Annotated in this window: 17 protein-coding genes; 4 read left to right on the forward strand and 13 right to left on the reverse strand. The window is 60.9% G+C overall.

What is annotated here, in order from left to right:
- Window positions 1-53: 53 nt before the first annotated feature.
- From K3177_RS14220 to K3177_RS14265, 10 genes are all read right to left on the reverse strand, one after another.
- Window positions 54-2,984 (reverse strand): TonB-dependent receptor, encoded by a 2,931-nt coding sequence (locus tag K3177_RS14220; RefSeq protein WP_221598761.1) that lies wholly within the window; start codon window positions 2,982-2,984, stop codon window positions 54-56.
- Between the two features lie 201 nt (window positions 2,985-3,185).
- Entirely contained in the window at window positions 3,186-4,211 is a 1,026-nt protein-coding gene (gene virB11 / locus K3177_RS14225) for a P-type DNA transfer ATPase VirB11 (protein ID WP_221598762.1), read from the reverse strand.
- Window positions 4,212-4,224: 13 nt separating this feature from the next.
- Window positions 4,225-5,355, reverse strand: coding sequence for a TrbI/VirB10 family protein (locus K3177_RS14230; RefSeq protein WP_247714509.1), 1,131 nt, complete (start codon window positions 5,353-5,355; stop codon window positions 4,225-4,227).
- Window positions 5,356-5,358: 3 nt separating this feature from the next.
- Complete coding sequence (locus K3177_RS14235; protein WP_221598763.1) at window positions 5,359-6,129, reverse strand: TrbG/VirB9 family P-type conjugative transfer protein; 771 nt, start codon at window positions 6,127-6,129, stop codon at window positions 5,359-5,361.
- Window positions 6,126-7,304 carry a TrbL/VirB6 family protein gene (locus tag K3177_RS14240; RefSeq protein ID WP_221598764.1) on the reverse strand — a complete coding sequence of 393 codons (1,179 nt, stop codon included), beginning with the start codon at window positions 7,302-7,304 and terminating at the stop codon, window positions 6,126-6,128. The genes K3177_RS14235 and K3177_RS14240 overlap by 4 nt, the downstream gene beginning before the upstream one ends.
- On the reverse strand, window positions 7,301-9,739 hold the full coding sequence (locus K3177_RS14245) for a VirB4 family type IV secretion/conjugal transfer ATPase (protein ID WP_221598765.1): 2,439 nt from the start codon (window positions 9,737-9,739) through the stop codon (window positions 7,301-7,303). The genes K3177_RS14240 and K3177_RS14245 overlap by 4 nt, the downstream gene beginning before the upstream one ends.
- A complete protein-coding gene (locus K3177_RS14250; RefSeq protein WP_103024165.1) occupies window positions 9,729-10,013 on the reverse strand; it encodes a VirB3 family type IV secretion system protein in 285 nt (94 codons plus the stop codon). The genes K3177_RS14245 and K3177_RS14250 overlap by 11 nt, the downstream gene beginning before the upstream one ends.
- A gap of 1 nt (window position 10,014) precedes the next feature.
- The gene (locus K3177_RS14255; protein ID WP_196847837.1) at window positions 10,015-10,314 is read right to left on the reverse strand and encodes a TrbC/VirB2 family protein; all 300 of its coding nucleotides are present in this window, start codon (window positions 10,312-10,314) and stop codon (window positions 10,015-10,017) included.
- A gap of 4 nt (window positions 10,315-10,318) precedes the next feature.
- Window positions 10,319-10,948 (reverse strand): lytic transglycosylase domain-containing protein, encoded by a 630-nt coding sequence (locus tag K3177_RS14260; RefSeq protein WP_234036528.1) that lies wholly within the window; start codon window positions 10,946-10,948, stop codon window positions 10,319-10,321.
- 149 nt (window positions 10,949-11,097) lie between these two features.
- Window positions 11,098-11,481 (reverse strand): hypothetical protein, encoded by a 384-nt coding sequence (locus K3177_RS14265; protein WP_221598766.1) that lies wholly within the window; start codon window positions 11,479-11,481, stop codon window positions 11,098-11,100.
- A gap of 265 nt (window positions 11,482-11,746) precedes the next feature.
- On the opposite strand from K3177_RS14265, the gene K3177_RS14270 reads away from it, so the two are divergent.
- Window positions 11,747-13,318: a hypothetical protein gene (locus K3177_RS14270; RefSeq protein WP_221598767.1), complete on the forward strand. Its 1,572-nt coding sequence runs from the start codon at window positions 11,747-11,749 to the stop codon at window positions 13,316-13,318.
- A gap of 122 nt (window positions 13,319-13,440) precedes the next feature.
- On the forward strand, window positions 13,441-16,194 hold the full coding sequence (locus K3177_RS14275; protein WP_221598768.1) for a TonB-dependent receptor domain-containing protein: 2,754 nt from the start codon (window positions 13,441-13,443) through the stop codon (window positions 16,192-16,194).
- Here the strand turns inward: K3177_RS14275 and K3177_RS14280 are convergent.
- The gene (locus K3177_RS14280; protein ID WP_221598769.1) at window positions 16,191-16,430 is read right to left on the reverse strand and encodes a hypothetical protein; all 240 of its coding nucleotides are present in this window, start codon (window positions 16,428-16,430) and stop codon (window positions 16,191-16,193) included. The two genes, K3177_RS14275 and K3177_RS14280, sit on opposite strands and share 4 nt — an antisense overlap.
- A gap of 217 nt (window positions 16,431-16,647) precedes the next feature.
- Here K3177_RS14280 and K3177_RS14285 point away from each other — a divergent pair, with 217 nt between their 5' ends.
- Together K3177_RS14285 and K3177_RS14290 are read left to right on the forward strand one after the other, a co-directional pair.
- Window positions 16,648-17,778, forward strand: a complete 1,131-nt coding sequence (locus K3177_RS14285; protein WP_221598770.1) for a glycosyltransferase family 4 protein — start codon at window positions 16,648-16,650, stop codon at window positions 17,776-17,778.
- A gap of 24 nt (window positions 17,779-17,802) precedes the next feature.
- Window positions 17,803-19,971, forward strand: a complete 2,169-nt coding sequence (locus tag K3177_RS14290; RefSeq protein ID WP_221598771.1) for an amylo-alpha-1,6-glucosidase — start codon at window positions 17,803-17,805, stop codon at window positions 19,969-19,971.
- Window positions 19,972-20,064: 93 nt separating this feature from the next.
- Here the strand turns inward: K3177_RS14290 and K3177_RS14295 are convergent, their stop codons facing one another.
- Together K3177_RS14295 and K3177_RS14300 are read right to left on the reverse strand one after the other, a co-directional pair.
- A complete protein-coding gene (locus tag K3177_RS14295) occupies window positions 20,065-20,742 on the reverse strand; it encodes a response regulator transcription factor (protein ID WP_221598772.1) in 678 nt (225 codons plus the stop codon).
- A gap of 101 nt (window positions 20,743-20,843) precedes the next feature.
- On the reverse strand, window positions 20,844-21,866 hold the full coding sequence (locus K3177_RS14300) for an aldo/keto reductase (protein ID WP_221598773.1): 1,023 nt from the start codon (window positions 21,864-21,866) through the stop codon (window positions 20,844-20,846).
- Window positions 21,867-21,869: the final 3 nt, after the last annotated feature.

The raw sequence follows: 21,869 nt of genomic DNA on the forward strand, positions 1-21,869 counted from the left end.
AAAGGGGCGACCCGCAGGCCGCCCCTCCCCTCTCCCCCAATTTATGGGTGGTTTTAGAACTTCGCGCCGACCGCGATGCCGTAGCGCCGCGGATCAAGCGTAAAGATGTTGGTGAAATTACCCGATGAAGCATCCGTCACATACAGCCCGGTGACGGAATTGCTGTTGAAGATGTTCTGGACGAAGCCGCGAACGAACCAGCCATTATCGCTTCCATTCAACTGGATCGATGCATTCGACTGGACGAATGGTTTGATGCGGTTGACCCGACCGTTGAACACATTGCCAAACTGCTCGCCGGTAAGCGCGAGGTCGAACCGCGGCACGAGCGACATGCCGTCCCCGAACTCAGCAGTATATTGAACCCCGACCGACGCCTTGTATTCGGGCGCCTGCGGCAATCTGTTTCCACGCAGATTAACCTCTACGCCCGGGCTTAATACATTGATGGGTCCGAGCGCCGCGAAGGCTGGATTGGCAGCCTGAGCGCTCAGCACACTACAGATGCTGAACGCGCCGTTGGACGCGATGCCCCCATCTGCCGGAAATGGTTCAGGCCCCTGAAGGCCGAGCCCGCCATTGACCAGGCCAACGAACGTATTGGCGCCCGCCCCCGTCACAGCACACAGCGAACCGTTTGAAATGTCCTTGATGATGACGGCCAGCGGATCGCCGCCCCCTGGATCGCGGGGATTGCTGAAGAACTGGTCACCGGCCACCTTCGCGTTGAGGTAGCTGAGGTTCATGTTGATCACCCAATTGTAACTTGGGCGCAAAATGCTTTCGAGTTCGAGCCCCCAGATGTTGGCATCGATCGTATCGTTGACGGACGTCCGAGCGACGATACGGCTGAGCTGCAGGTCCTTGTACTTATAATAGAAGCCCGTGAGATTGATCTGCGCCGCCCCATCGAGGAAGGTGTTCTTCGAGCCAATTTCGAAAGCGTCGATCTTTTCCGAGCCGAAACTTTCTGACACAGCAAAGACCGGCGAGAGCGGCGGATTGATACCACCCGATTTATACCCCCGCGAATAAGAGAAATAGAGGCTGTTGTCGGGCGAGATCGCATAATCGAGCACCGCGCGTCCGGTAATCGCATCGAAACTGACGTCGCGCTGTTGTAGTAGCTGGTTACCGTCCATCCCGGCATCGGCATCGAAGCTTCCGACGAAGGGCGATGTAAACGGATCACCATTCCCGAACGGATTCAGGAAGTTTGCAAGAGTTGTGCGTGCCGATACCGACTTCGTATCGTCATTATAACGAATACCTCCGGTAAGGGTCAGGCTGTCGGTTATATCGAAATAGACTTCACCAAAGATCCCGAAGCTCTTCAGTTTGAAGTCGGTCGTATTGTTGCGATACATCGACGTGGCGAGGTAGGACGGCGGGGCACCTGCCGCGAAGGCGGAAAACGTCCCGAGTATCCCGGTCGCATAATCGAGACCAAAGGAGTTTACGTAATAACTGTTCTCGCTAACATCGGTCTGCGCATAAATCCCGCCAACAAGAAAGTTGAACGGCCCGTCGAAATCGCTCGACAGGATCGCTTCGCCAGACCACGCCGTCTGGTACTGGACTGACCGGTCGAATGCCAATGGCGCATCAGAGCAAATCGAATTGCCTTCGTAAGCTCCCAGATTACCATCGTCATTGTCCGACGTGCACAGCTGACCATTGGGACCATTTGGAATGAGGGCTGCGGCGATTGGCGCAAAATAAGCGCTCGAGCCGGGGATGAAAGCAGGCGCCGGCGCCGGCAGGCCAGTCGGCAGACCATTGGCAGCGAAGAACGCCAGCGTATTTAGCCCGGTAGCATAACCCGACCGGTCGAGAACGCCGAGGTTGTAATCCTGGCGCGAGTCGACCGTCGTTTCCTGATAGATGCCGGTCAGCGACAGGTTCATCGAGCCGAAGCCTTGGCTAAGATGGCCCTGCAACTGCAGTTCATCGGCAAAGTATTCAGGATCGAAGGATGTGTTCACGGTACGAACGTCATTCGGTTCGTCGAAGTTCGCATAACCATCGGTGCCGTATACGCTGCCAAGGGCAAGCGCTTCGGGAATGCCCTGAATGCGGAAGAGTTCGACCGACGACAGTACGGTCGCGAGTGTAGAGTTCGCGTTAGTCTTGTCGAAATCAAGGCGATTGTTGAGGCAGCCCAGCACGCCTGTCGGATCGCGTTGGCAGGCCTGCTTCTGGATCCGCAGACGGTCGTCCTTTTCACGGAAATAGAACGCCATCAGATCGAGAGTGGTCGACGCGGTCGGCTCGAAGCGCAATGAACCGCGAACCGCGTACATGTCGCGCCCATCGATATCGCTGTTATCGTAAAGGTTGGTCGTATAACCGTCCCGGTTCAGATAGAACCCGGCAGCTCGCAGTGCGAGCGTGTCGCCGATCGGCACATTGATCATGCCGCGGGTTTTAATGCTGTTGTAATTTCCGTATTCGAAGTCGCCCGCCGCGGCGAACGTGCCGAGTTCCGGCTTGGCGGTGACTACGTTTACGACGCCCGAGGTAGCATTGCGGCCGAATAGTGTACCCTGCGGTCCGCGAAGCACCTCAACCCGCTCAAGATCGAAATATTCGGTTTCGAAGAGTCGGGTACCGAAGAGCGGCGAGCCATTGGTGTGGATGGCTGTCGCGCTGTCACAGGTAACGCCAACGCAAAGGTCGCCGATACCGCGAATGGTAAAACTCGAACTGGTAAAGTTCGATTTCGTGAAAGAGACGTTGGGCAGCGTAAGCTGCAAGTCGCTCGCGTTCTCGATCTGCTGGGCTTCCAGAGCTTCGGCATCGAAGGCGCTGACGGCGATGGGGACTTCTTGTAGCGACTGATTTTGGCGCTGGGCGGTTACGATAATGACATTCGGACCGATACGGCGGCTATCAAGATCGTCATCTGGTGTTTCCTGTGCGAAAGCCGGAAACGAAATCGCGCTCGCGCAAATTCCCACGAGCAGGGAAGCCCTTACCCTCATAAACCCTCTCCTCTCCACATGGCCGTCTATTGCGGCCTATGGTCCCATAGTTATCACACATTCGTATGCACGCAAGCGATTGCGCACGATTATTGCGTAAATGCCCACATATTTTTGTCGAGTGTTGTTTTAGAGATTAGGAGTGGCGATGCGCTTACGTTACGGAATACTTGATTCCGCACGATGCCAGCGGCCGATTTTTCAGACCAGCGTCGCGCTTTCGGCTATCTGGGTGATACCGCGCCTGCCGGCTTCGTCGCGACCGAGCTGTACGAACACGTCGATCACACTTGCCGAATAGGCGATCGTATCGCTTCGAGTGAGGCCGATTCCCGTCTGCATGACCATCAGCGACAATTGCTCCAGCGCGCCGCGCAGACTGTTCGCGTGAATGGTCGAAAAGCTTCCCGGGTGCCCGGTGTTGATCGCGCGCAGGAAGCTGACGCTCTCGGCACCGCGAAGTTCGCCAAGAACGATGCGGTCGGGACGAAGGCGCAGCGCAGCCTGAAGGAGTTCGTTGGCAGTCACCTTCGCTTCGCCCAGTTCACCCTTTACGGCCACCAGACCGATACCGTTCTTGCCCGGCAATTTGAGTTCCGGGGTATCCTCCACGAGTACCACGCGCTCGTGTTTCGGGATTTCGCCCAGCATAGCGTTGAGGAATGTGGTCTTGCCGGTACTCGTGCCACCCGAAACCAGAATGGTACGGCGCTGCCGGATCGCTTCGCGCAGAAAGGCGATCGGTTCGGCCTGCGCGTCGGGCATGGGCCCCCGCTGCGACGGTGCAAGCGGCCCCGTGTCGTAGGCATCGAGAGGCAGGTCGAGGCGGCGGTGGCGGCGGATCGCCATGGCCCAGTGCTTGCGCGCCGCGGGCGGACCGCAGAACTGTACGCGCGCGCCGCCGGGCAGAGTCGCGCCGAGCAGGGGGTGTTCGCGGTTGATTCCCTGGTGACTGACGCGGGCGACCTGTTCGGCAAGGCGCTGGATCAGCCGGTCGTCGATTTCGGGGCGAACGATGCGCTGCATGCCCCCGACACTGGCATCTTCCACCCAAACCTCGCCCGGGCCGTTCACCAGGATTTCGGTTACCGTATCCCGTTCGAGCCATTCCCGGAACGGCGCAAGGTAAGCGTCGAGATAGACGCTCCGTTCCCCGTGCAGATCGACGGGCGGCGCGTCGTCTTCCGGGTTGTCGTCCGGATGGAAGGGATGGATATCGGCGCTCACGATCGTGTCCGGCTCAGCTTACCGCTGAGAAGTCCAGATCGCGCGCTGTGAAGATCCGAATGGGTTCGCCCTGCCGGACGCGTACGGTCGGCCCACGCTGTCCGTCCTGCTGTGCCGCCGTCGCCGCTGCGGAGGAACTTGCGCCGCCGATCAGGACGCCTGCAGCACCGCCGGTGGCCAGCGATCCCACGCCCCCCACGACGGACAGCAACATTGCCGAACCGAAGCGTTTGAAAAAACTGGCGCCCGAAACCTTGCCGGCGAGGCCGGTGGTTCCGTCAAAGCCTACAGCCGGCGAGGCGAGATTGACCGATGCCCCGTCAGGACGGATCAATCGTGTCCAGATGACATAGGCGCGCCTCTGGCCGTTCTGCAGTCCCGATTGATACTGGCCGATCAGTCGGCTGGATCGCGGTACGAGTACTTTGGTGCCATCGAAGCTGCGCACATCCTGGCTGACAACCGCCCGGACATATCCCGGCACATTCGTGTCGATCGCGGTTTCGAGGATAGCGGGGATCAGCGTACCCTGCGTGACGGTTGTCGTTGGATTAACCATGGCCCTGGCCTGGGCCGGTGCCCCGCCAACGCCGCCGATCCGGCTGGCGAAATCGTTTGCCGTACCGCCTGAGGTCCCCGCAGCCGCCGTTTCGCCAGCGACAGCCGGCTCCGCGGCCGCCAGAGTAGCGGGGGAATTGCCCGCGTCGTAGACAACCGTCGGATTGGAATAGGGATTGCTGGCCAGACCGGGTTCGGGCTGCGCTGCCAGCACAGGTTGAGGTGCCGGGTCGGGCCGCGGTGTGGCAGCAAGCTGCTCGTTCGGCTGATTTGTCGCTGCGGCAGGGGCTGCTGCGGGCAGAGGCGGCGCTTGCACGGCCGCTGCCTGACCGCCTATCCCTTCCGGTGGGGCAACACGGGCGGAATTCATACTCCACAGCGTGACAAGGCCAAGGCCCGCTACCACTGCAATACCTGCAACGAGACCGAGCGCATCGGATTTGCCCGCTGGCCGGGCGACTGCAGGAAACGAATTGCGCTGCGCAAGATCGATGATCTCTGCATCGGTGTCGTCCCGCGGATCGACATCGTTGGCAATATTTTCGTTGCCCGGCTTCTTTTCGGGCAATCGCATTGCAAGGCGCATCGGTTACTTCCCTTTCGAAGCGAGGGCTGGGCTGACGCTCGCTGTGGCTGCAGGCCGTTCGGGCCCGGTATTCGTGAGCTGGGCACTATCTTCGCCCGCTCGCAGAACGAGCGTGCGCGGAACACCGTCGACAACGATGGTATCGCCGCGAACGGTAAAGTTGACGGGGCCTTCGACACCTTTGCTGTTGACGACCAGAATTGCCGGCACGTCTTTCCCAACCGGCCAGGTCAGGAATGTCGCGGTGCCGTCGTCATAGGTGTTCTCTGGCAGCAGCTCCGGATCGCCCGAAGCACGCCAGGCGAAATTGAGATCTGCCGGATCAACCACAGCATAAGGGTCATTCGCCGCCTGCTGCTCCACGGCATTTGGAGCTGCGGCCAGCTGCACTTGCTCTTCCTCGGGCTCGTCCGGGTAAGCGAAGCGCATGAGGTAGAGCGGCTTTGCGTTAGGGGTGGCAACAAGATCGAAAAGATAGGTTCGTTTGCTCGTCACGACCGTGAGATTGGTCGAGGCACGCGGTTCGAGCGGCTTCACAAACAGGATGTTGGCCCGCTTGTTCGGGGTTACCTGCCATGTCGCACTGTCGCCGATGGCAACATTCTCGATGACCTCGTCATCGTTGAACATGATGCTCGCCTGCACCGATACGCGGCCATCGATCCGAACCACTTTTGCTTCGTCATACATCACTTCGACGAGGCGGGAATCCTGCGCCGCAACGGGCGCGGCGATCAGAGCGAGAGCGAGCGCGGGAATGATCGCGCGGGTCATGCGTGTTTCTCCATCGAACGGTCGAGGGCTTTTGGTGTGGCGGATTTGAACCTGCTGCCGATGCCGGAACCGCGCGCGCGGGCCTTGCTGGCGATCGCTTGCTGACCGGATCCTGAAGACGTCGCGTAAACTTTGGTAACGCGAGAACCTCCGCTGCCACCGGACGCCCCGCTATCGTTCGCCGCATAGGCAGTGGGGACGGCGGACACGTCTATCCTGCGGGCCTGCGAACTGGCCTGATTGGCAGCCTGTGCCTGGGCAAGTGCGGCAGCGCTCGGTGCGGCTGCTTGTGAATGCTGGGCGACCGAAGGTTTATCGTCCTTTTCGGATACCAGCCCGAAAACGGTCCAGCCGGACACCATCGCCCCCGCGACCTTCAGCACCAGTATCATCAACGCTACGTGGACAGCGCCGATCATGAAGAAGCCCATGGCTGCTTGTGGATCGACTTGCCCGGGTGTGGCCGTCAACGCACCGAGGATGGGAACAGCCAGTTCGAGCATGACGCTCCCGCCCAGCACCGCAAAAAGCGGGGCCAGCGCGCACATCGTGAGCCCTTTTATCCAGCCCGTGAAGAGACCGCGGGTGCCATTGAACAGCGCCATCACGACGAAAAGCGGACCCAAGGCGACGAGGACACCGAGTGCAATCTTGGTTGTTACCAGCAGACCGACCGTACCCAGCATGAACAGCATCGCACCGAGCCACATCATCCCTTCGGGCGAAAATGCGGAGAAGTCCTCGTTACCCCCGCTTGCTTCCTGAATGGCGATGAACACCACATCGATCTTCTGGGCGAACACATCGGTGGCAGAGCCACTGGTTCCGGTAAGAAGGCCTGCGAGATAGTCCGGCGTCAACACCGCAAGGTTCCAGACCACGCTCTGGTACGCAATCCAGCTGGTTGCGAAGGTCAGCACAAGGCCGAGCGTCATCATGCGGGGGACGAGCGAGCGCACGCCGATATTGGCGCGCCCGGTGAGCAGGGCGAATGCGAAGAGCGCAATGAAGAGGGTAAGGACGAGCGTCAGCACCATGCTCAGCTGTCCACCCGAAGCGAACAATCGGTTGAACGCAGCGGCACTTGCCTCGCCCGCCACGCAATCCACACCGCGCAGCGCGGCGGCTACGCCATTGCCGACCTGTTCGGCAGCCTGCTGGCAATTGGCGCTCATTCCGCGGCCAGACCGAGGGCTTCGATCCCGGCATCTCCATGATCATTCGCCCCGCCCGGCCATTTCGTGCCGGTCAGTGCAGGGAACCATTCGCGCGGCGCATCGCCCAGCGCTTCGCGCAGCAGATCGAGCCGGCGGACGGAACTCTCGCGGCCTGAAAGCAGTGTCAGCACTTCGGGCGCGCCCGACAGGTCGAGCCGGACCACCACACTCGCATCGGGCTGGCGAACGAGGAAGCAGCGGCTGTGTGCCGGCAACGTACGGATCAGAGCAAGCTCGTGTTCGGTCAGGCCGAAGCCATCGCAATAATCCTCTGGCCGCGCGCGGCTGTTGGGCATGAACACCATGGTCGCGGTCTGCTCGACCAATGCGGTTGAAATGCGGCTTTCCAGCGCGTCCCGGGCCGATTGGGTGGCGAAACCGACCAGCGCGTTGCGTTTGCGCAACGTCTTGAGCCAGTCTCGGATGCGTGCCGCAAAGACTTCGTCATCGAGCGCTTTCCAGCCTTCGTCTATGAGGATCATGGTCGGCTTGCCGTCCAACCGCTCCTCGATCCGGTGGAACAGGTACATCATGGTGGGCGTGCGCAGGCGCGGATTTTCGAGCAGCGCCGTCATGTCGAAACCAAGAACGCGGGCGGTCAAATCCAGCCGGTCTTCGGGATTGTCGAACATCCAGGCATGCTCGCCTTCGCCGATCCAGGCTCCCAGCCGATCCGCCAGATCGCCCGGTTGCGGGCGACGACTGCCGGAAAGCAGTTCCTTGAAGTGACGCAAGCGGCGCAGCGACGCATCGTTGGCATAGGTGGCATCCACCGCTGCGGCGATGGTCTGTTCCTCTTCGGGACCTTCGGCCTTCAGCAGCACGCCAAGCCAATCGCGCAGGAAAGCCTTGTTGCCTGCCGTGTCCGGCAGAGCGAGAGGATTGAAGCCGGTCGGTTCTCCGGCACGAATGCTGTCGTACCGGCCCCCAATACCGCGCACGAACAGTTCGGCGCCGCGATCCTTGTCGAACAGGATCGTGCGCGGGCTGAACTTCTGCGCCTGCGCAGCGAGGAAATTCATGACCACCGTCTTGCCCGACCCCGAAGGACCGATGACCGAAAAATTCCCCAGATCGCCGTGGTGGAAGTTGAAGAAGAACGGCGTCGCGCTGGTCGTTTCCAGCAGCGTTACGGCTTCGCCCCAATGGTTGCCCTGCGCCTGACCGAGAGCAAAGCCATGCATGCTGCCAAAGCTCGCCATATTGGCGCTGGATATAAGCGCGCGGCGGACGAGATAGCTCTCGTTGCCCGGGAACTGCCCCCAGAAGGCGGGTTCGAGATTGGTGTCCTCGCGTACGGCGATCGCGCCGGTATCGGCAAGAGCCGCGGCGCAGGCTGCCATGGCATCGTCCAGTCGACCGAGATCGCGTTCCTTGACCATGACGGTGAGGTGATGGTCGCCAAACCCGACCGCGCCATTGCCAAGCGCATCGCGCGCAGCCAGCATATCGGCTCGTTCCGCAGCCGCTTCTTCATCCGCACTCTTCAATCGGCGAATGGCCAGATCCATGCGTTCGCGGGCAGTCTGCCGTTCGGTCGGGGCATAGCTTTCACTCACCACCATTTCGAACGGCAAGCGCAACAGGCTGTCGAGCAGACCCGGGCTCGTCGCTTCGGGATAATCCTTGAGCCCCAGCACTGCAGCGAAGTCGGGCGAACCGGATCCGCGCATCTCGATCGCATCAAGACCGAAGCTGACGCGGCGGTATGGCAGCATGTACCCGACATCGACATCATCCGCCGGTTTGCGCACCGGGCGCATCTCGCCATTATACAGCGCGCTCAGCAGCTCGAGCATTTCCGAATTGATATTGCCCTGCGGCCCGACGTAATCGGCCAGCGGTGTTGCGCCATACGCCTGCAATGCGGCGACCAGACCTTGCGACGCAGCGCGCAGGCTTCGCAGATCCTTGGGATCGGCCTCCAGCCTATCGCCATCCTTGCGGCGAAATTTCTTGCCGACCCGTTCCACAAGCCCCGCCTTGCCGCGGGCAGGACGACGGATGAGCGTAATGAACTGATCGTTCACGAACAGCTGTCCCGAACCGAGCCGCTCGCTCCAGCGTTCATCGATATGACGACTGATCGGATCGGGAAATTCAGCTTCAAGTTCAACGGACACGCGGCGACGGATGACGTGGTGGTACAATACGAACCGCGCATCGAGGGTCGAACGCAATACGACCTCGCGTGTGGCGGCATGCGCGTTCAGCGCTTCACTGTCCTCTGTCTCGAACAGTAGGCCCGGAACCTGGATCGCGGTCATGACCGATCCGTCGCGCAACAGCAGCGTGTTTTCGTCGATCAGGCGAACATAGGGCAGACGGTCGCCGGCTCGCGCTTCCTTTGCGCTCCAGGCAGCGGCGCCCTTCCATTTGTCGTTACGCGGCATAGGAATTGCACCCCCAGCGCTTGTAATTCTTCACCCGCGGGCATTTGCTGACCTTTGTGATCCAGAGGTCGAAAATACGCGGTTCGCGCAGGCAGGCGAAATAGCCGATGCCATGCATCACAGCGAAGACCAGCAGCGCAAGCCAGCTGCCGGTGATCAGAAAAGCTTCGGTCGTCACCATCCCGTTGATGATGAAATAGTTGTACGTCACGCCCGCAAACATCTGCGGGCGCGTCAACGCGCGGTGAACGGGATGGCGGACGAGCGCGGTCATCCTAGCTGGCCGCGCCCTGAATACCGGCGACAATCGACGCTGCACCGAACAGGATGAAGACGCCGATGATGACGGTGGCGCCGAAACGCCAATTGAGGCGGCCGGTCAGCATCATGAAGCCGACGGCAGCAACAGCCATGACTGCCACGGCCGTAGCGACATTGCCGAGCAAAGTGCCCTGCAACCAGCCGAGTGCTGCCACGATCGGGCCCGATCCGGCCGGATCGGCAGCCTGTGCAAACGCTGCACTCGGCGTCAACAGAGCGGCAAGAGCTGCCGGAACGATAAACTTGCGACTCAAGTAACTACTCCCGTGAGTGGTCAGAAAGACGGCCCATGATGGCCGCCACATAATGCTGGGTTTCGCGAATGCGCGGAATGCCGTTGGCGCGGATAACGCGTCCGGGTCCGGCATTATAGGCCGCCAGTGCCTTTTCCAGATCGCCGTCGAACCGGTCTAGTTGTTCGCGCAGGTAACGCGCCCCACCTTCGAGATTGGCGAACGGATCGTTCGGGTCGACGCCCAGGTCGCGTGCAGTGCCCGGCATCAATTGCGCAAGCCCGCGCGCGCCGACAGGCGACACCGCATTCGCACGCCAGCGGCTTTCCTGCCAGACGAGAGCTTCTATCAGTGTCGGGCTGAGATCGAAGCGCGCTGCAAGTTCGGCGACCTTGGCCTGATAACCTTGGGGAACAAGGCGCGCATGCTCGCCGGGATCGGCCACCGCAATATCGGGAACGAAAAGATCGGCCGGGACTTCTGAAATGGGATCCGCAGAGATGAGTTCGATTGGCGCAGCAGGAAGCGCGGTGCTTCCGCCGGTTACCCAGCGCGCTCCGTCCGCGTTAATCTCCATGACATCCGCCTTCACCGGGAAAGCGATCAGCGCCGCGCAGGACAAACCTGTCACCAGCGCCAAGCGTGCTAGAATCATTGCACCCTCCGTCCGGCCCCCATGCGCATACTACATGACAGGCGAGTGACACAAAACTGAATATCCGGGATTGTGTCGACGGGACGAAAGAATAAAGGCCCGTGCTCCCCGGAGCCCGGGCCTAAACAGCTTTTCGGCTTCTGTAAAAGTTAGCGTAACGACAGGGCGTAATAACGGGCGAACTCGCCTTTATCGAGCATGGCCAGCGCCTTGCGCGCGAGATGGCGCGAATCGACCCAGGCACCGCCAGCGGTCTGCAGTTCGACACTGTCGCGGGCCATGGCGGCGGTTTTAAACTCTGCCCGCGCGGCGTCGTATTCCCCTGTCCGCGCAAGCGCGATGCCATGATTAATCAACCGGGCCGGATCGTTTTCTGCCAGCTCATCGCAGTTCTCGATAGCTTTGCGGGCAGCGGCATTCTCGTTCGAAACCAGCTCTTCATACCCGACATCGTAATCGGCCTGCGGGCCTGCGACGGCTTCGACAGGGCCCTGCGCTAAAAGGGCCAGCGCAATGCTCGTGATAATTGCCATGACAGCTCTCCCTACTCTCTTTGCCAGAGCAGGAATGCCTCACCGCATGGACAATCGCAACAAAACTGTAACATTGTCATATTTCTGCAATCATCGCGGCAACCGCGGGATTTTCACAGCGCGCTCCGATGCTTCGCATTATCTGTTGAAACTGCAACATAACGGTCATCTACCGACACAAACTGTCACACAGCGTCCGTAGCGGACGAGTCGCGATCAAGAGTTCGCAACTCGATTCTTCCGGTTTTTGAGGGGACCGCTACCCGTGACAAATCTTCACCGTTCGCTCGTACTCGGCTGCTCGGCTCTGGCTCTGGCCAGCTGCGGCGCCGACGAAATCGTCTCGCCCGGCACTGGCGGTGACATCATCATCAACCCACCTGCCACGCCTGCGCCCACCCCGGCACCGACGCCGGCCCCGACCTCGGGCACGGTAACCGCTGCTGCAGGTTGCCCCACCATTTCGGACCCTGTCGGCCTCACCGATAGTGGCACGATTTCTGGTCCGACTGGCGAATATCGTGTGTGTACTCTGCCCGCCGTTTTTGCCGCATCTTCGACGTTGCCGTACATCGAAGGTCTGCTTTATCGTATAAACGGTCGCGTTGATGTCGGTACCGACGGTGGCCCGGTGGCTACCGGTGCGGATACTGAAGTCGAGTTGACCATCGAGCCGGGCGCCATTCTATTCTCGTCCTCTGCTGGCTGGCTCAACGTCAATCGCGGAAACACCATCCAGGCGAATGGTACTGCCGAGCGGCCCATCATCTTCACCAGCCGCGACAACGTACAGGGTTTGAACGCGGCCAATGCTTCCGGTCAGTGGGGCGGCGTCGTTCTTTCTGGTCGCGCACCGGTGACCGATTGTATCGCTCCAGGCGCCACTCCCGGGACCACAGCCTGCGAACGCCAGGTCGAAGGTGCGGCACAACCCGCTTTATTCGGCGGTGCAACTACCAATGACAGTTCGGGAAGCCTGACCTTTGTCCAAATCCGTTATTCCGGCTTCGTTTTGTCCGGCGATAATGAATTGCAGTCGCTTACGACCGGCGGCGTCGGCTCCGGAACCACGCTCAATAACATCATGAGCTACAACAGCTCGGACGACGGTGTCGAATTCTTCGGCGGCGTTATGAATGTTTCGAACCTGATCGTCGTCGGCGCGGAAGACGACAGCCTCGACACCGACACCGGCGTGAAGGCCAATATGCAGAACGTGATCGCCATCCAGCGCCCTGGATTCGGTGACACGATCATCGAAGCGGACTCCTCCAATGGCCTCGAAGAAGACACACCGCGTCAGAATGTGAAGATCTCGAACGCGACCTTCATTGCCAACAGCGGTGTTGGCGATCAGGCCATTCGCATTCGCGGCTTTGCCGATTATACCATCGTCAACTCGGTTCTCATCGATCAGTCGGGCAACACGCCGTGCCTGCGGGTCGACAACCCCGAAACGCTCAACCGCGCTGCCAATGCTGGCATCGACGAAGCCGGCCCGGTCGTCTTCAATTCGTTCGTCCTCGACTGCGCAACGGATTTCCGCTCCGGATCTGGCGGTGTCACCGCAGCAGACGTTCAGACCCGCTTCAATGCCGGTTCGAACAACAATGCGGGCTTCACCAACACGCTGTCGATGACCTTCATCAACGGCGCGAACGAAAACGGTGTTGCGGTATTCGATCCGACTTCGCTTGGTTCCTTCTTCACGCTTCCGACCAATATCGGCGCCGTTTATCCCGGTAACGACACCTGGTTCCAGGGGTGGACCTGCAACTCGGCAACGGTGACCTTCGACACCGCGGTGTCCGATTGCACCAGCCTGCCGATCTACTGATCTGAACACATGGCGGCCGGGCAAACGCATTTGAGCGTCCCCGGCCGCCTACGCTTTTCAAGTGGGGCGATCGCTTCGCCCACTCCAGTTTCAAAGGCCTGAATATGAGGGGGTCTCGAACCATGTCGACCGGCAAGCAGCTTACTGCGCTGCTCCTGTTCACCACCGCGCTCACCCTGCCCGCAGCGGCATTCGCTCAGGATGCGGGTGTCGGCACCGGTGCCGAAGGCGTACCCGCAGATGAAGATGCCGCTACCGATGCCCTTCAGGCACAGCAAGCCCAGGGCATCGACAACACGCCGCAGGAAGAAGAGTTCGAAGAACCCGATATTTCGGTGCCCGGCGGTTCTATCGTTGTTACCGGTCGCCGCAGGCAGGACGTCACCCGCGCGTCCTCGCAGGTCGTGTCCGTGCTCGACAGTGCCAGCATCGCCCGCTCCGGCGAAGGCGACATTGCGGGCGCCCTTACCCGCGTGACAGGTCTTTCCACCGTGGGGAACGGTCTCGTCTTCGTTCGCGGCCTTGGCGATCGTTATTCGCTCGCCCTGCTCAATGGTCTTCCCCTGCCCTCGCCGCAGCCGCTGAGCCGTGTCGTCCCGCTCGACATCTTCCCGACCAGCGTCATCGCGTCCAGCCTCGTGCAGAAAACCTACTCGGCCAACTTCCCGGGCGAATTCGGCGGCGGCGTGATCAATCTCACGACCCGCGCGGTACCGGACGAAAGCTTCGTCAAGGTCAGCGCCGGCATCTCCGGCGACACCGAAACCACATTTGGGACCGGATACAGCTATTACGGCTCGGATTATGACTGGTTCGGTTTCGACGACGGTCGCCGCGAACCTGGTCCCAACCTGCAGTCCTTCCTTAACAGTGGCCTCCAGATTACCGACCCGCAGGTCGATCAGCAGGCGATCCTGCTCGAACTGGGCGATCCCAATCAGATCCTCCTCCAGAGCACCGATGAACTGCCGGTCAACTGGTCGGCGGGCATCACGGCAGGCACGAGCTTCGACGTTTTTGCCGACGGACGGTTCGGCATCATCGCCACCGCCTCGCTCAGCAACAAATGGCGCAACCGCTTCATCACCCGCCAGGTCGCGGTGAACGGCGCGCTCGATCTCGATCAGGACGGCACGCAGTTCCAGACCGACCAGCGCATTCTCGCAAATGCGATGCTCGGCCTCGGTCTCGAGGTGGGCGAGCACCGGTTCCGCCTGACAAATCTCTTTATCCGGGACTCGCTCAAGCGCGCATCGCTGGCACAGATCAACGATCTGACCGACGATGATGACGACCTGTTCCAGAATACCGGCTGGTACGAACGCCAGCTGTTCGATACGCAGTTTGTCGGTGAACTCGAATTCGGCGATCTTTCGGTCGATCTGCGGGCCGGTTATGCGCAAACGCAGCGCGAAGCGCCCAATGAATGGGAATTCGTCTATACCCGCGACCTTACCCCCACGACCCAGCTCGACGAAATCTATCTTAACCTCCAGAACGGTGGTCAGCGCGGGCGCACCACGGTGGCCTTTTCCGATCTGACTGAAGATCTCTATTACGGCGGTCTCGATCTCAGCTATCAGTTCGCCGACTGGGTTACGCTGACGGTTGGCGGTGCCTATACCGACACGACCCGCCTCTCGCGCCGCCGGGAATTCGATATCCGCGCCACGGGCGCATATCCGCTCGTTTTCGGCGCATTCCGCCCCGACAATCTGCTTGGCGATGCCCTGATCAATCTCGGCTACGATACGGCGGCGCAGGCTGCTGGCGGCATCGGCCCCTTCGGCTATCAGATCATCGACACGACCGCATCCGACCCGGCCTTTTCCGCCGGGCTGGAGATCAAGGCGGGGTACGTGCAGGCCAATCTGACGCAATCCGATGCCCTGTCCCTCGACCTTGGCATCCGCTATGAAGACGCCACGCAGGAAGTCATACCGCTCGGGCTCGACGGGCGTCCGAACGGCTCGGCCAATGCCACACTGCTGAACAACGATTACTTCCTCCCAGGCGCCACGCTGACATGGGAAGTGATGGATAGCGTCCAGCTGCGCCTCAACGCGTCGAAGACCATTGCCCGCCCGCAGTTCCGCGAACTGATCCTGCAAACCTATTACGATCCGGAAACGAACCGGCAGTTCACCGGTAACCCCGGCCTGATCGACAGTCGGCTCACCAATTACGAAGCCCGCCTCGAACATTATTGGGGATCGAACAGCCGGGCCAGCGTGGCAGGCTTCTACAAGGATATCGAGAACCCGATCGAAATCTTTTCGAGCTTCAACGACAACGCGGTCGTCAGCCGCTTCGCCAACGCCCCGTCGGCCAAGCTCTACGGTGCCGAGGTCGAATTGCAGTGGAACAAGGACCTCTACGACCTCGGCGAATGGTGGGACAGCAAGCGCTTCGTCGCCATCGCCAACTACACCTACACCAAATCCGACATTAGCGTTCAGGATGGCGATCTCGTCAACATCCCGGAACTCGGCGGGCTTCAGCCGGCGTCGAACTTCTTCGAAGACGGCACGGCGCTGACCGGCCAGTCCGATTACATCGCCAATGTGCAGCTCGGCCTCGAGGATCTCGACCGCGTCAGCCAGCTTACCGTCCTGTTCAATTACGGCAGCAAGCGCGTGATCAGCCGCAGCACCCTCTCGCGTCCGGACATCATCGAAGACCCGGGCCTGACGATCGACCTCGTCGCTCGGCAGGGTTTCCAGCTGGCAGGCGCCGAGCTGGAACTGAAACTCGAAGCGCGCAACCTGACGGGACGCGATCATTTCGAATACCAGACGGCCGGCGACGCCCGGATCGAGAACAACAGCTACCGCGTGGGCCGCAACTTCGCAGTCTCGCTATCGGCTGAATTCTAAGCTTCTGCGAAAACTAGGCCGGGGGCCGCTTCGGGCGGCCCCTCGCCATCCTCAAGTCGATCGTCCCGGGTCGTAACCGCGTCCTTCTTTCCGATCAGCGCGTTTGCGCCTAGCCCGACCGGCTGCAGGCTGACACCCAGCAGCGCCACCGAAACCAGCGCCACGATCAATGGCGCGCTCCCCCGCGCCAGCGGATAAATTTGCGTAAGATCGCCGGCATTGCAAGACGCGATCATAAAGTACTGATAACCCAGATGCAGGCCTATCGCCGCCCGTATCAGTATTTACCTGTAAAGGTCTGGCACCGGCTATAAAACCAAAGCTACGCCCAAGTACATGACGGGCAACATTCCTTCCGTCGCACCCTCCGCCCCTTCTATCGCTAAAAGCCGGGAGCCGCGAGCTAGAATGCCCGGATTTCCGTTTGGACTGTGACGCTTTGAAAGGGTCTTCATGCGCATAGCCCAAATCGCTCCGCTTGCGGAAAGTTGCCCCCCAAAATTATACGGTGGAACCGAAAGGATCGTGCACTTCCTGACCGAAGAACTGGTCAGCATGGGGCATGATGTCACCCTTTTCGCCTCGGGCGATTCCCGGACCAGCGCCGAGCTGGTGCCGTGCGTTCCTCAGGCGCTCAGGCTGGTCGACGGCGCGCAGAACCTCGTGCCGCATCATCTCAGCATGGTGGAGCGCGTGCGGCGGCGGCTCAGCGATTTCGACATCGTGCATTTTCACATCGACCTGTTTCACTATCCCGCCATCCTCACCTGGGACACGCCGACGGTCACGACGTTGCATGGGCGGCTGGATATTCCCGACCTGCAGACCTGCTATCGTACATTCTCGCAGGTTCCTCTCGTTTCCATCTCGCAGAACCAGCGCATGCCGATGCCCCCGGTAAACTGGATCGACACCGTCTATCACGGTCTCCCCGACCAGATGCTGCCCTACGACAAGGACGGCGGCGACTATCTGGTATTCCTCGGTCGAATTTCGCCGGAAAAGCGACCAGATCGGGCGATCGAGATAGCGGTGCGAAGCGGTCGGCCGCTCAAGATGGCGGCCAAGATCGACGCGGTGGATCAGGCCTATTGGGACGCGGAAATCCGCCCTCTGGTCGAAGCGCACGACAACATCGAGTATATCGGCGAAGTGAACGAAGCGCAGAAGGCAGAATTGCTGGGCGGCGCAGGCGCGCTGCTGTTCCCGATCGACTGGCCCGAACCCTTCGGTCTGGTGATGATCGAAGCCATGTCCTGCGGCACGCCCGTTATCGCCTGGAGAAACGGCTCGGTGCCCGAAGTGATGCAGGACAAGGTGAGCGGCCGGATCGTCGACACGATGGATGATGCCGTTGCAGCCGTGGACGAGGTGTTCGGTTTCGACCGGGCGAAGGTTCGGGACTATTTCGAACGACGCTTCACGGTCCGCCGCATGGCCGACGATTACGTGCACATGTTCGAACAGCAGATCGCCAGGCACCAGAATTCACGCGCCATCGATACCGTCGATGTCTTTCCGGATGCGCTGCGTCAGGGTTCCTTCCGCGCAGCACCGCCGCCAGCGCTCGATACCGCTGCCTGAAATGAACAGGAGGGCAGGCAAATCTTGTTAGAAAACGGTACGGTCGTTCTCGATGGGCAGCACCAGGTGCAATCATCGACGTCGATTCAGGAACAGGAGCTTCGTGCCGTCAAGCACGGCGATTCCTTCGCGCTATTCGATACCCACGGCGACGTTGTCGGGGCCGAAGCCACGCCCGAAGGGGTCTACTTTCGCGATACGCGGCAACTTTCTTTCTGGCGCCTCACTATCTGCGGCACCTATCCCATGCTTCTGGGATCGGCGCTGGATGACCGGGTCGACGCCCTGATCGTCGATCTGACCAATTCCAGCCTGACCAACCGAACCTGCCAACGCATACCCAATGACGTCCTGCATTTCGGGCGGGTCAAGTTTCTGCACGAAGGCAGCGCGTTCGAACGGCTTTCGGTACGAAACTTTGACCAGTGTGCGCACAGTTTCAGCATCGAACTGACCCTGGGCGCGGATTTTCGCGACATGTTCGAAGTGCGCGGCGACAAGCGCGAGCGGCGCGGAACCCATGCCCAACCCCGCTGCACCCCGGATGGGGTCGAATATCGTTATACCGGGCTCGACGATATCGAGCGTCGGACCGCTATCAGTTTCGCTCCGAAGCCGGATTTCATCAGCGACCACAAGGTGCGTTTCGATGTGAGCCTTGCTCCGGGCGAGCGGAAGGTTTTCTACACCCAGATCGCCTTTACCGACCATGAGAACGAAAATCCCACGCGCGCATATCTCGAAGGTTACCGGGCACTGCGCCGGGGGCGCCGCGATGCGCTGGTCGGACGTCCCACGATCGTATCTTCCAATACCTCTTTCGATGCGATGATGGCGCGCAGCATCGCAGATGTGACGACGCTGACCACCCAGACGCCGCAGGGTCCTGCGGCATATGCCGGCATTCCGTGGTATTGCACCCTGTTCGGGAGGGATTCCCTCGTCACCGCGCTGGAAATGCTCTGGTACGATCCTTCCCTGGCTCGCGGGACCCTGCTCCGCCTGGCCGAATTGCAGGCAGTTGCAGATGACCCGGCAGCCGATGCAGAGCCAGGTAAAATCCTCCACGAAACAAGGCTCAACGAAATGGCCAATACCGGCGAAGTTCCCTTTCGCCATTATTACGGCAGCGTCGATTCCACCCCCTTGTTCATCTTCCTTGCGGGCGAGTATTTCCGCCGCACGGGCGACAGGGAAAGCATTGAAACGCTGTGGCCCCACCTCGAGGCAGCTTGCGCATGGATCGAAAATGCAGGCGATCGCGATGGTGACGGCTTCTTCGAATATGGCCGTCGAAACCAGAATGGCTTGCGCAACCAGGGCTGGAAGGACAGCCACGATGCGATCTCTCATGCCGATGGAAGGCTGGCCGAAGGGCCCATCGCGCTCGTGGAAATGCAGGCCTATGTCTATGGCGCCTGGCGGGCCATGGCCGATATCTCGAAGGCCCGTGGCGATCGTGCGGCGGCAAGGGAGTGGCGCGCAAAAGCCGCCGATCTGAAGCAACGCTTCAATGCCACATTTTTCGATGAGGAGCTTGGATGCTATATCCTTGCGCTCGATGGCGACAAGCAACCATGCCGCGTCGTTTCCTCCAACGCGGGCCATGCTCTCCTGACCGGCATTGCCACGCAGCGCCACGCGGAAGCGGTGGCGGCGCGCCTGCTGGAGCCTGATTGCTTCTCCGGTTGGGGCATCAGGACGCTCGCGCGCGGGGAAAGCCGCTATAATCCGATAAGTTATCACAACGGTTCGATCTGGCCGCATGACAACGCCCTGATCGCGGCGGGTTTTTCGCGTTACGGCTTGCAGGATGCGGTAGCCAGGGTCTTCGGTGCCCTGTTCGAAGCGACCTTCTATTTCGACCAGCAGCGCTTTCCCGAACTGTTCTGCGGCTTCGGTCGCCGCCATGGCCGCGGACCCACGCTCTACCCCGTGGCTTGCGCACCGCAGGCCTGGGCAAGCGGCGCGCCGATGTACATGATCCAGGCGGCACTCGGGCTTAACGTTTGCGCGCCTGACGCAGTCCGGTTCGACAAGCCGAGCCTGCCCGCCTTTTTGTCCAACCTGTCGCTCGACGGGCTGGCCTGCGGCGAAGCGAGCGTCGATCTGGACGTCCAGCAGATCGGTCCGGCGACCAGCGTTTTCGTGCGCCGCGCAGGTAAGAACGTTAAAGTGGCAATTGGAATTTAATCGGTCAAAGCTGGTTCTTCAAAGCGCAGTCGGCGGGCAGTCTTCCCGTCGTCGCTCCGGAAATGCCTCACGTCGCTGGCTCACCAGCCCGCTTCATTCGTAGCTGTCGTAAACATAGCCCAGCGAACGGACGGTGCGTACCCGCTCGCCTGCCCCGACGATCCGCAGGGCGCGGCGCAGGCGACCGATCCAGACGTCCACGGTGCGCTCGTCGATCGGCGGTTCCTGTTTGCCGAGGGCTTCGATCAGATCGGAGCGGGTCAGCACGCGGTCGGGATGCTGGGCGAAGAAATGCAGCAGGCGGAATTCGTTCGGCCGCAGGTTCAGTGGTTGTCCCGCCCAGCGCGCCTGCAGGGCCGCAAGATCGACCAGCAGCGCGCCCAGTTCCAGCCGTTCGTTGATCCGCGGCTGCCCGATACCGCCCTGCAACGCCATGACCCGGTCCAGGATCGTTGTGCGATCGACCGGGCCGACCAGATAATCGTCCGCCCCGGCGCGCAGAGCGCGGCGTTTGTCGTCTGCATCATCCTGTTCGAGCACGATGGTGATATGCGCTTCGTCGAGACGCGGGTCTCCGCGCAGACGGCGACACATCTCCAGACCCGAAAGGTCTTCCATCACCCAGTCGACGAAAGCACACACCGGCCCTTCGACCAGCCGTCTCGGGCCATCGGAATACAGACGGGCGAAAGCATAGCGCATTTCGCCATTCTCGAAATCGGGGAGCTCCCCTGCAATCGGATCGGTCAGGAAAATATTGATCGTGCGCACGCGGTTTTCATCCCACCCTGTCGGGGATGCGATGGCGCACTCATGTGACTGGTTTGTGACCCGTTCGGCGCGATTGTAACACTTTGCGCCGGTTACGCTTCCTACGTGTCCGCGACCGATAGCGACCAGTTGCGCGGGACCGTGGTTTCGACGCCGACGGGGCTCTTGGGCAGATATGGCGCTTCAAGCCGCGCGACCTCGTCTTCGGTCAGGCCCAGGTCCATGGCCGCAACTGCGGCGGCGATGTGTCCCTCCTTGGTCGCCCCGACGATCGGCGCCGTCACGCCCTTGGCGAAATGCCAGGCCAGCGCCACCGTCGCGCGAGAGACACCGCGCTCCTCTGCAATTGCACCCACGGCCTCCACGATGGCGCGGTCCGCTTCTTCCTGCTGCCGGTACAGCGTCTTGCCGAAGCCGTCGGTTTCGCTGCGCACGGTGGTTTCGTCCCAGCTCCGCGCAAGCTTCCCGCGGGCCAGCGGGCTCCACGGAATGATGCCGACGCCCTGATCCGCGCATAGCGGCAGCATCTCGCGCTCTTCCTCGCGGTAGAGCAGATTGACGTGGTTCTGCATGGAGATGAAACGTGTCCAGCCATTCGCCTTGGCGACCTCCTGCGCCTTGGCGAATTGCCATGCCCACATGGACGACGCGCCGATATAGCGCGCTTTGCCGGCCTTCACGATGTCGTGGAGCGCCTCCATCGTTTCCTCGATCGGCGTGTCCTTGTCCCAGCGATGGATCTGGAACAGGTCGACGTAATCCATATTCAACCGGGTCAGGCTGTCGTCGATTGCCTGCATCAGCGCTTTGCGCGAAAGGCCGCCGGCATTCGGCGCCTGCCGCCAGGGCATGAAGGCCTTGGTCGCCAGCACGATCTCGTCGCGTTTCGCGAATTCGGGCAGCAGCTTGCCGACGACCTCTTCGGATGCGCCGAGCGAATACATGTTCGCGGTATCGAAGAAATTGATCCCGGCTTCCATCGCCTCGCGGATGAAGGGGCGCGACTGGTCCTGGTCGAGCACCCAGTCCCCATGCCAGCCGCGGCTGGTATCGCCATAGCTCATGCAGCCGAGGCAGAGGCGCGAAACCTTGAGGCCCGAGGGGCCGAGATTGACGTATTCCATAAT

Source organism: Qipengyuania pacifica, from assembly GCF_019711555.1.
Classification (GTDB): Bacteria; Pseudomonadota; Alphaproteobacteria; order Sphingomonadales; family Sphingomonadaceae; genus Qipengyuania; species Qipengyuania pacifica.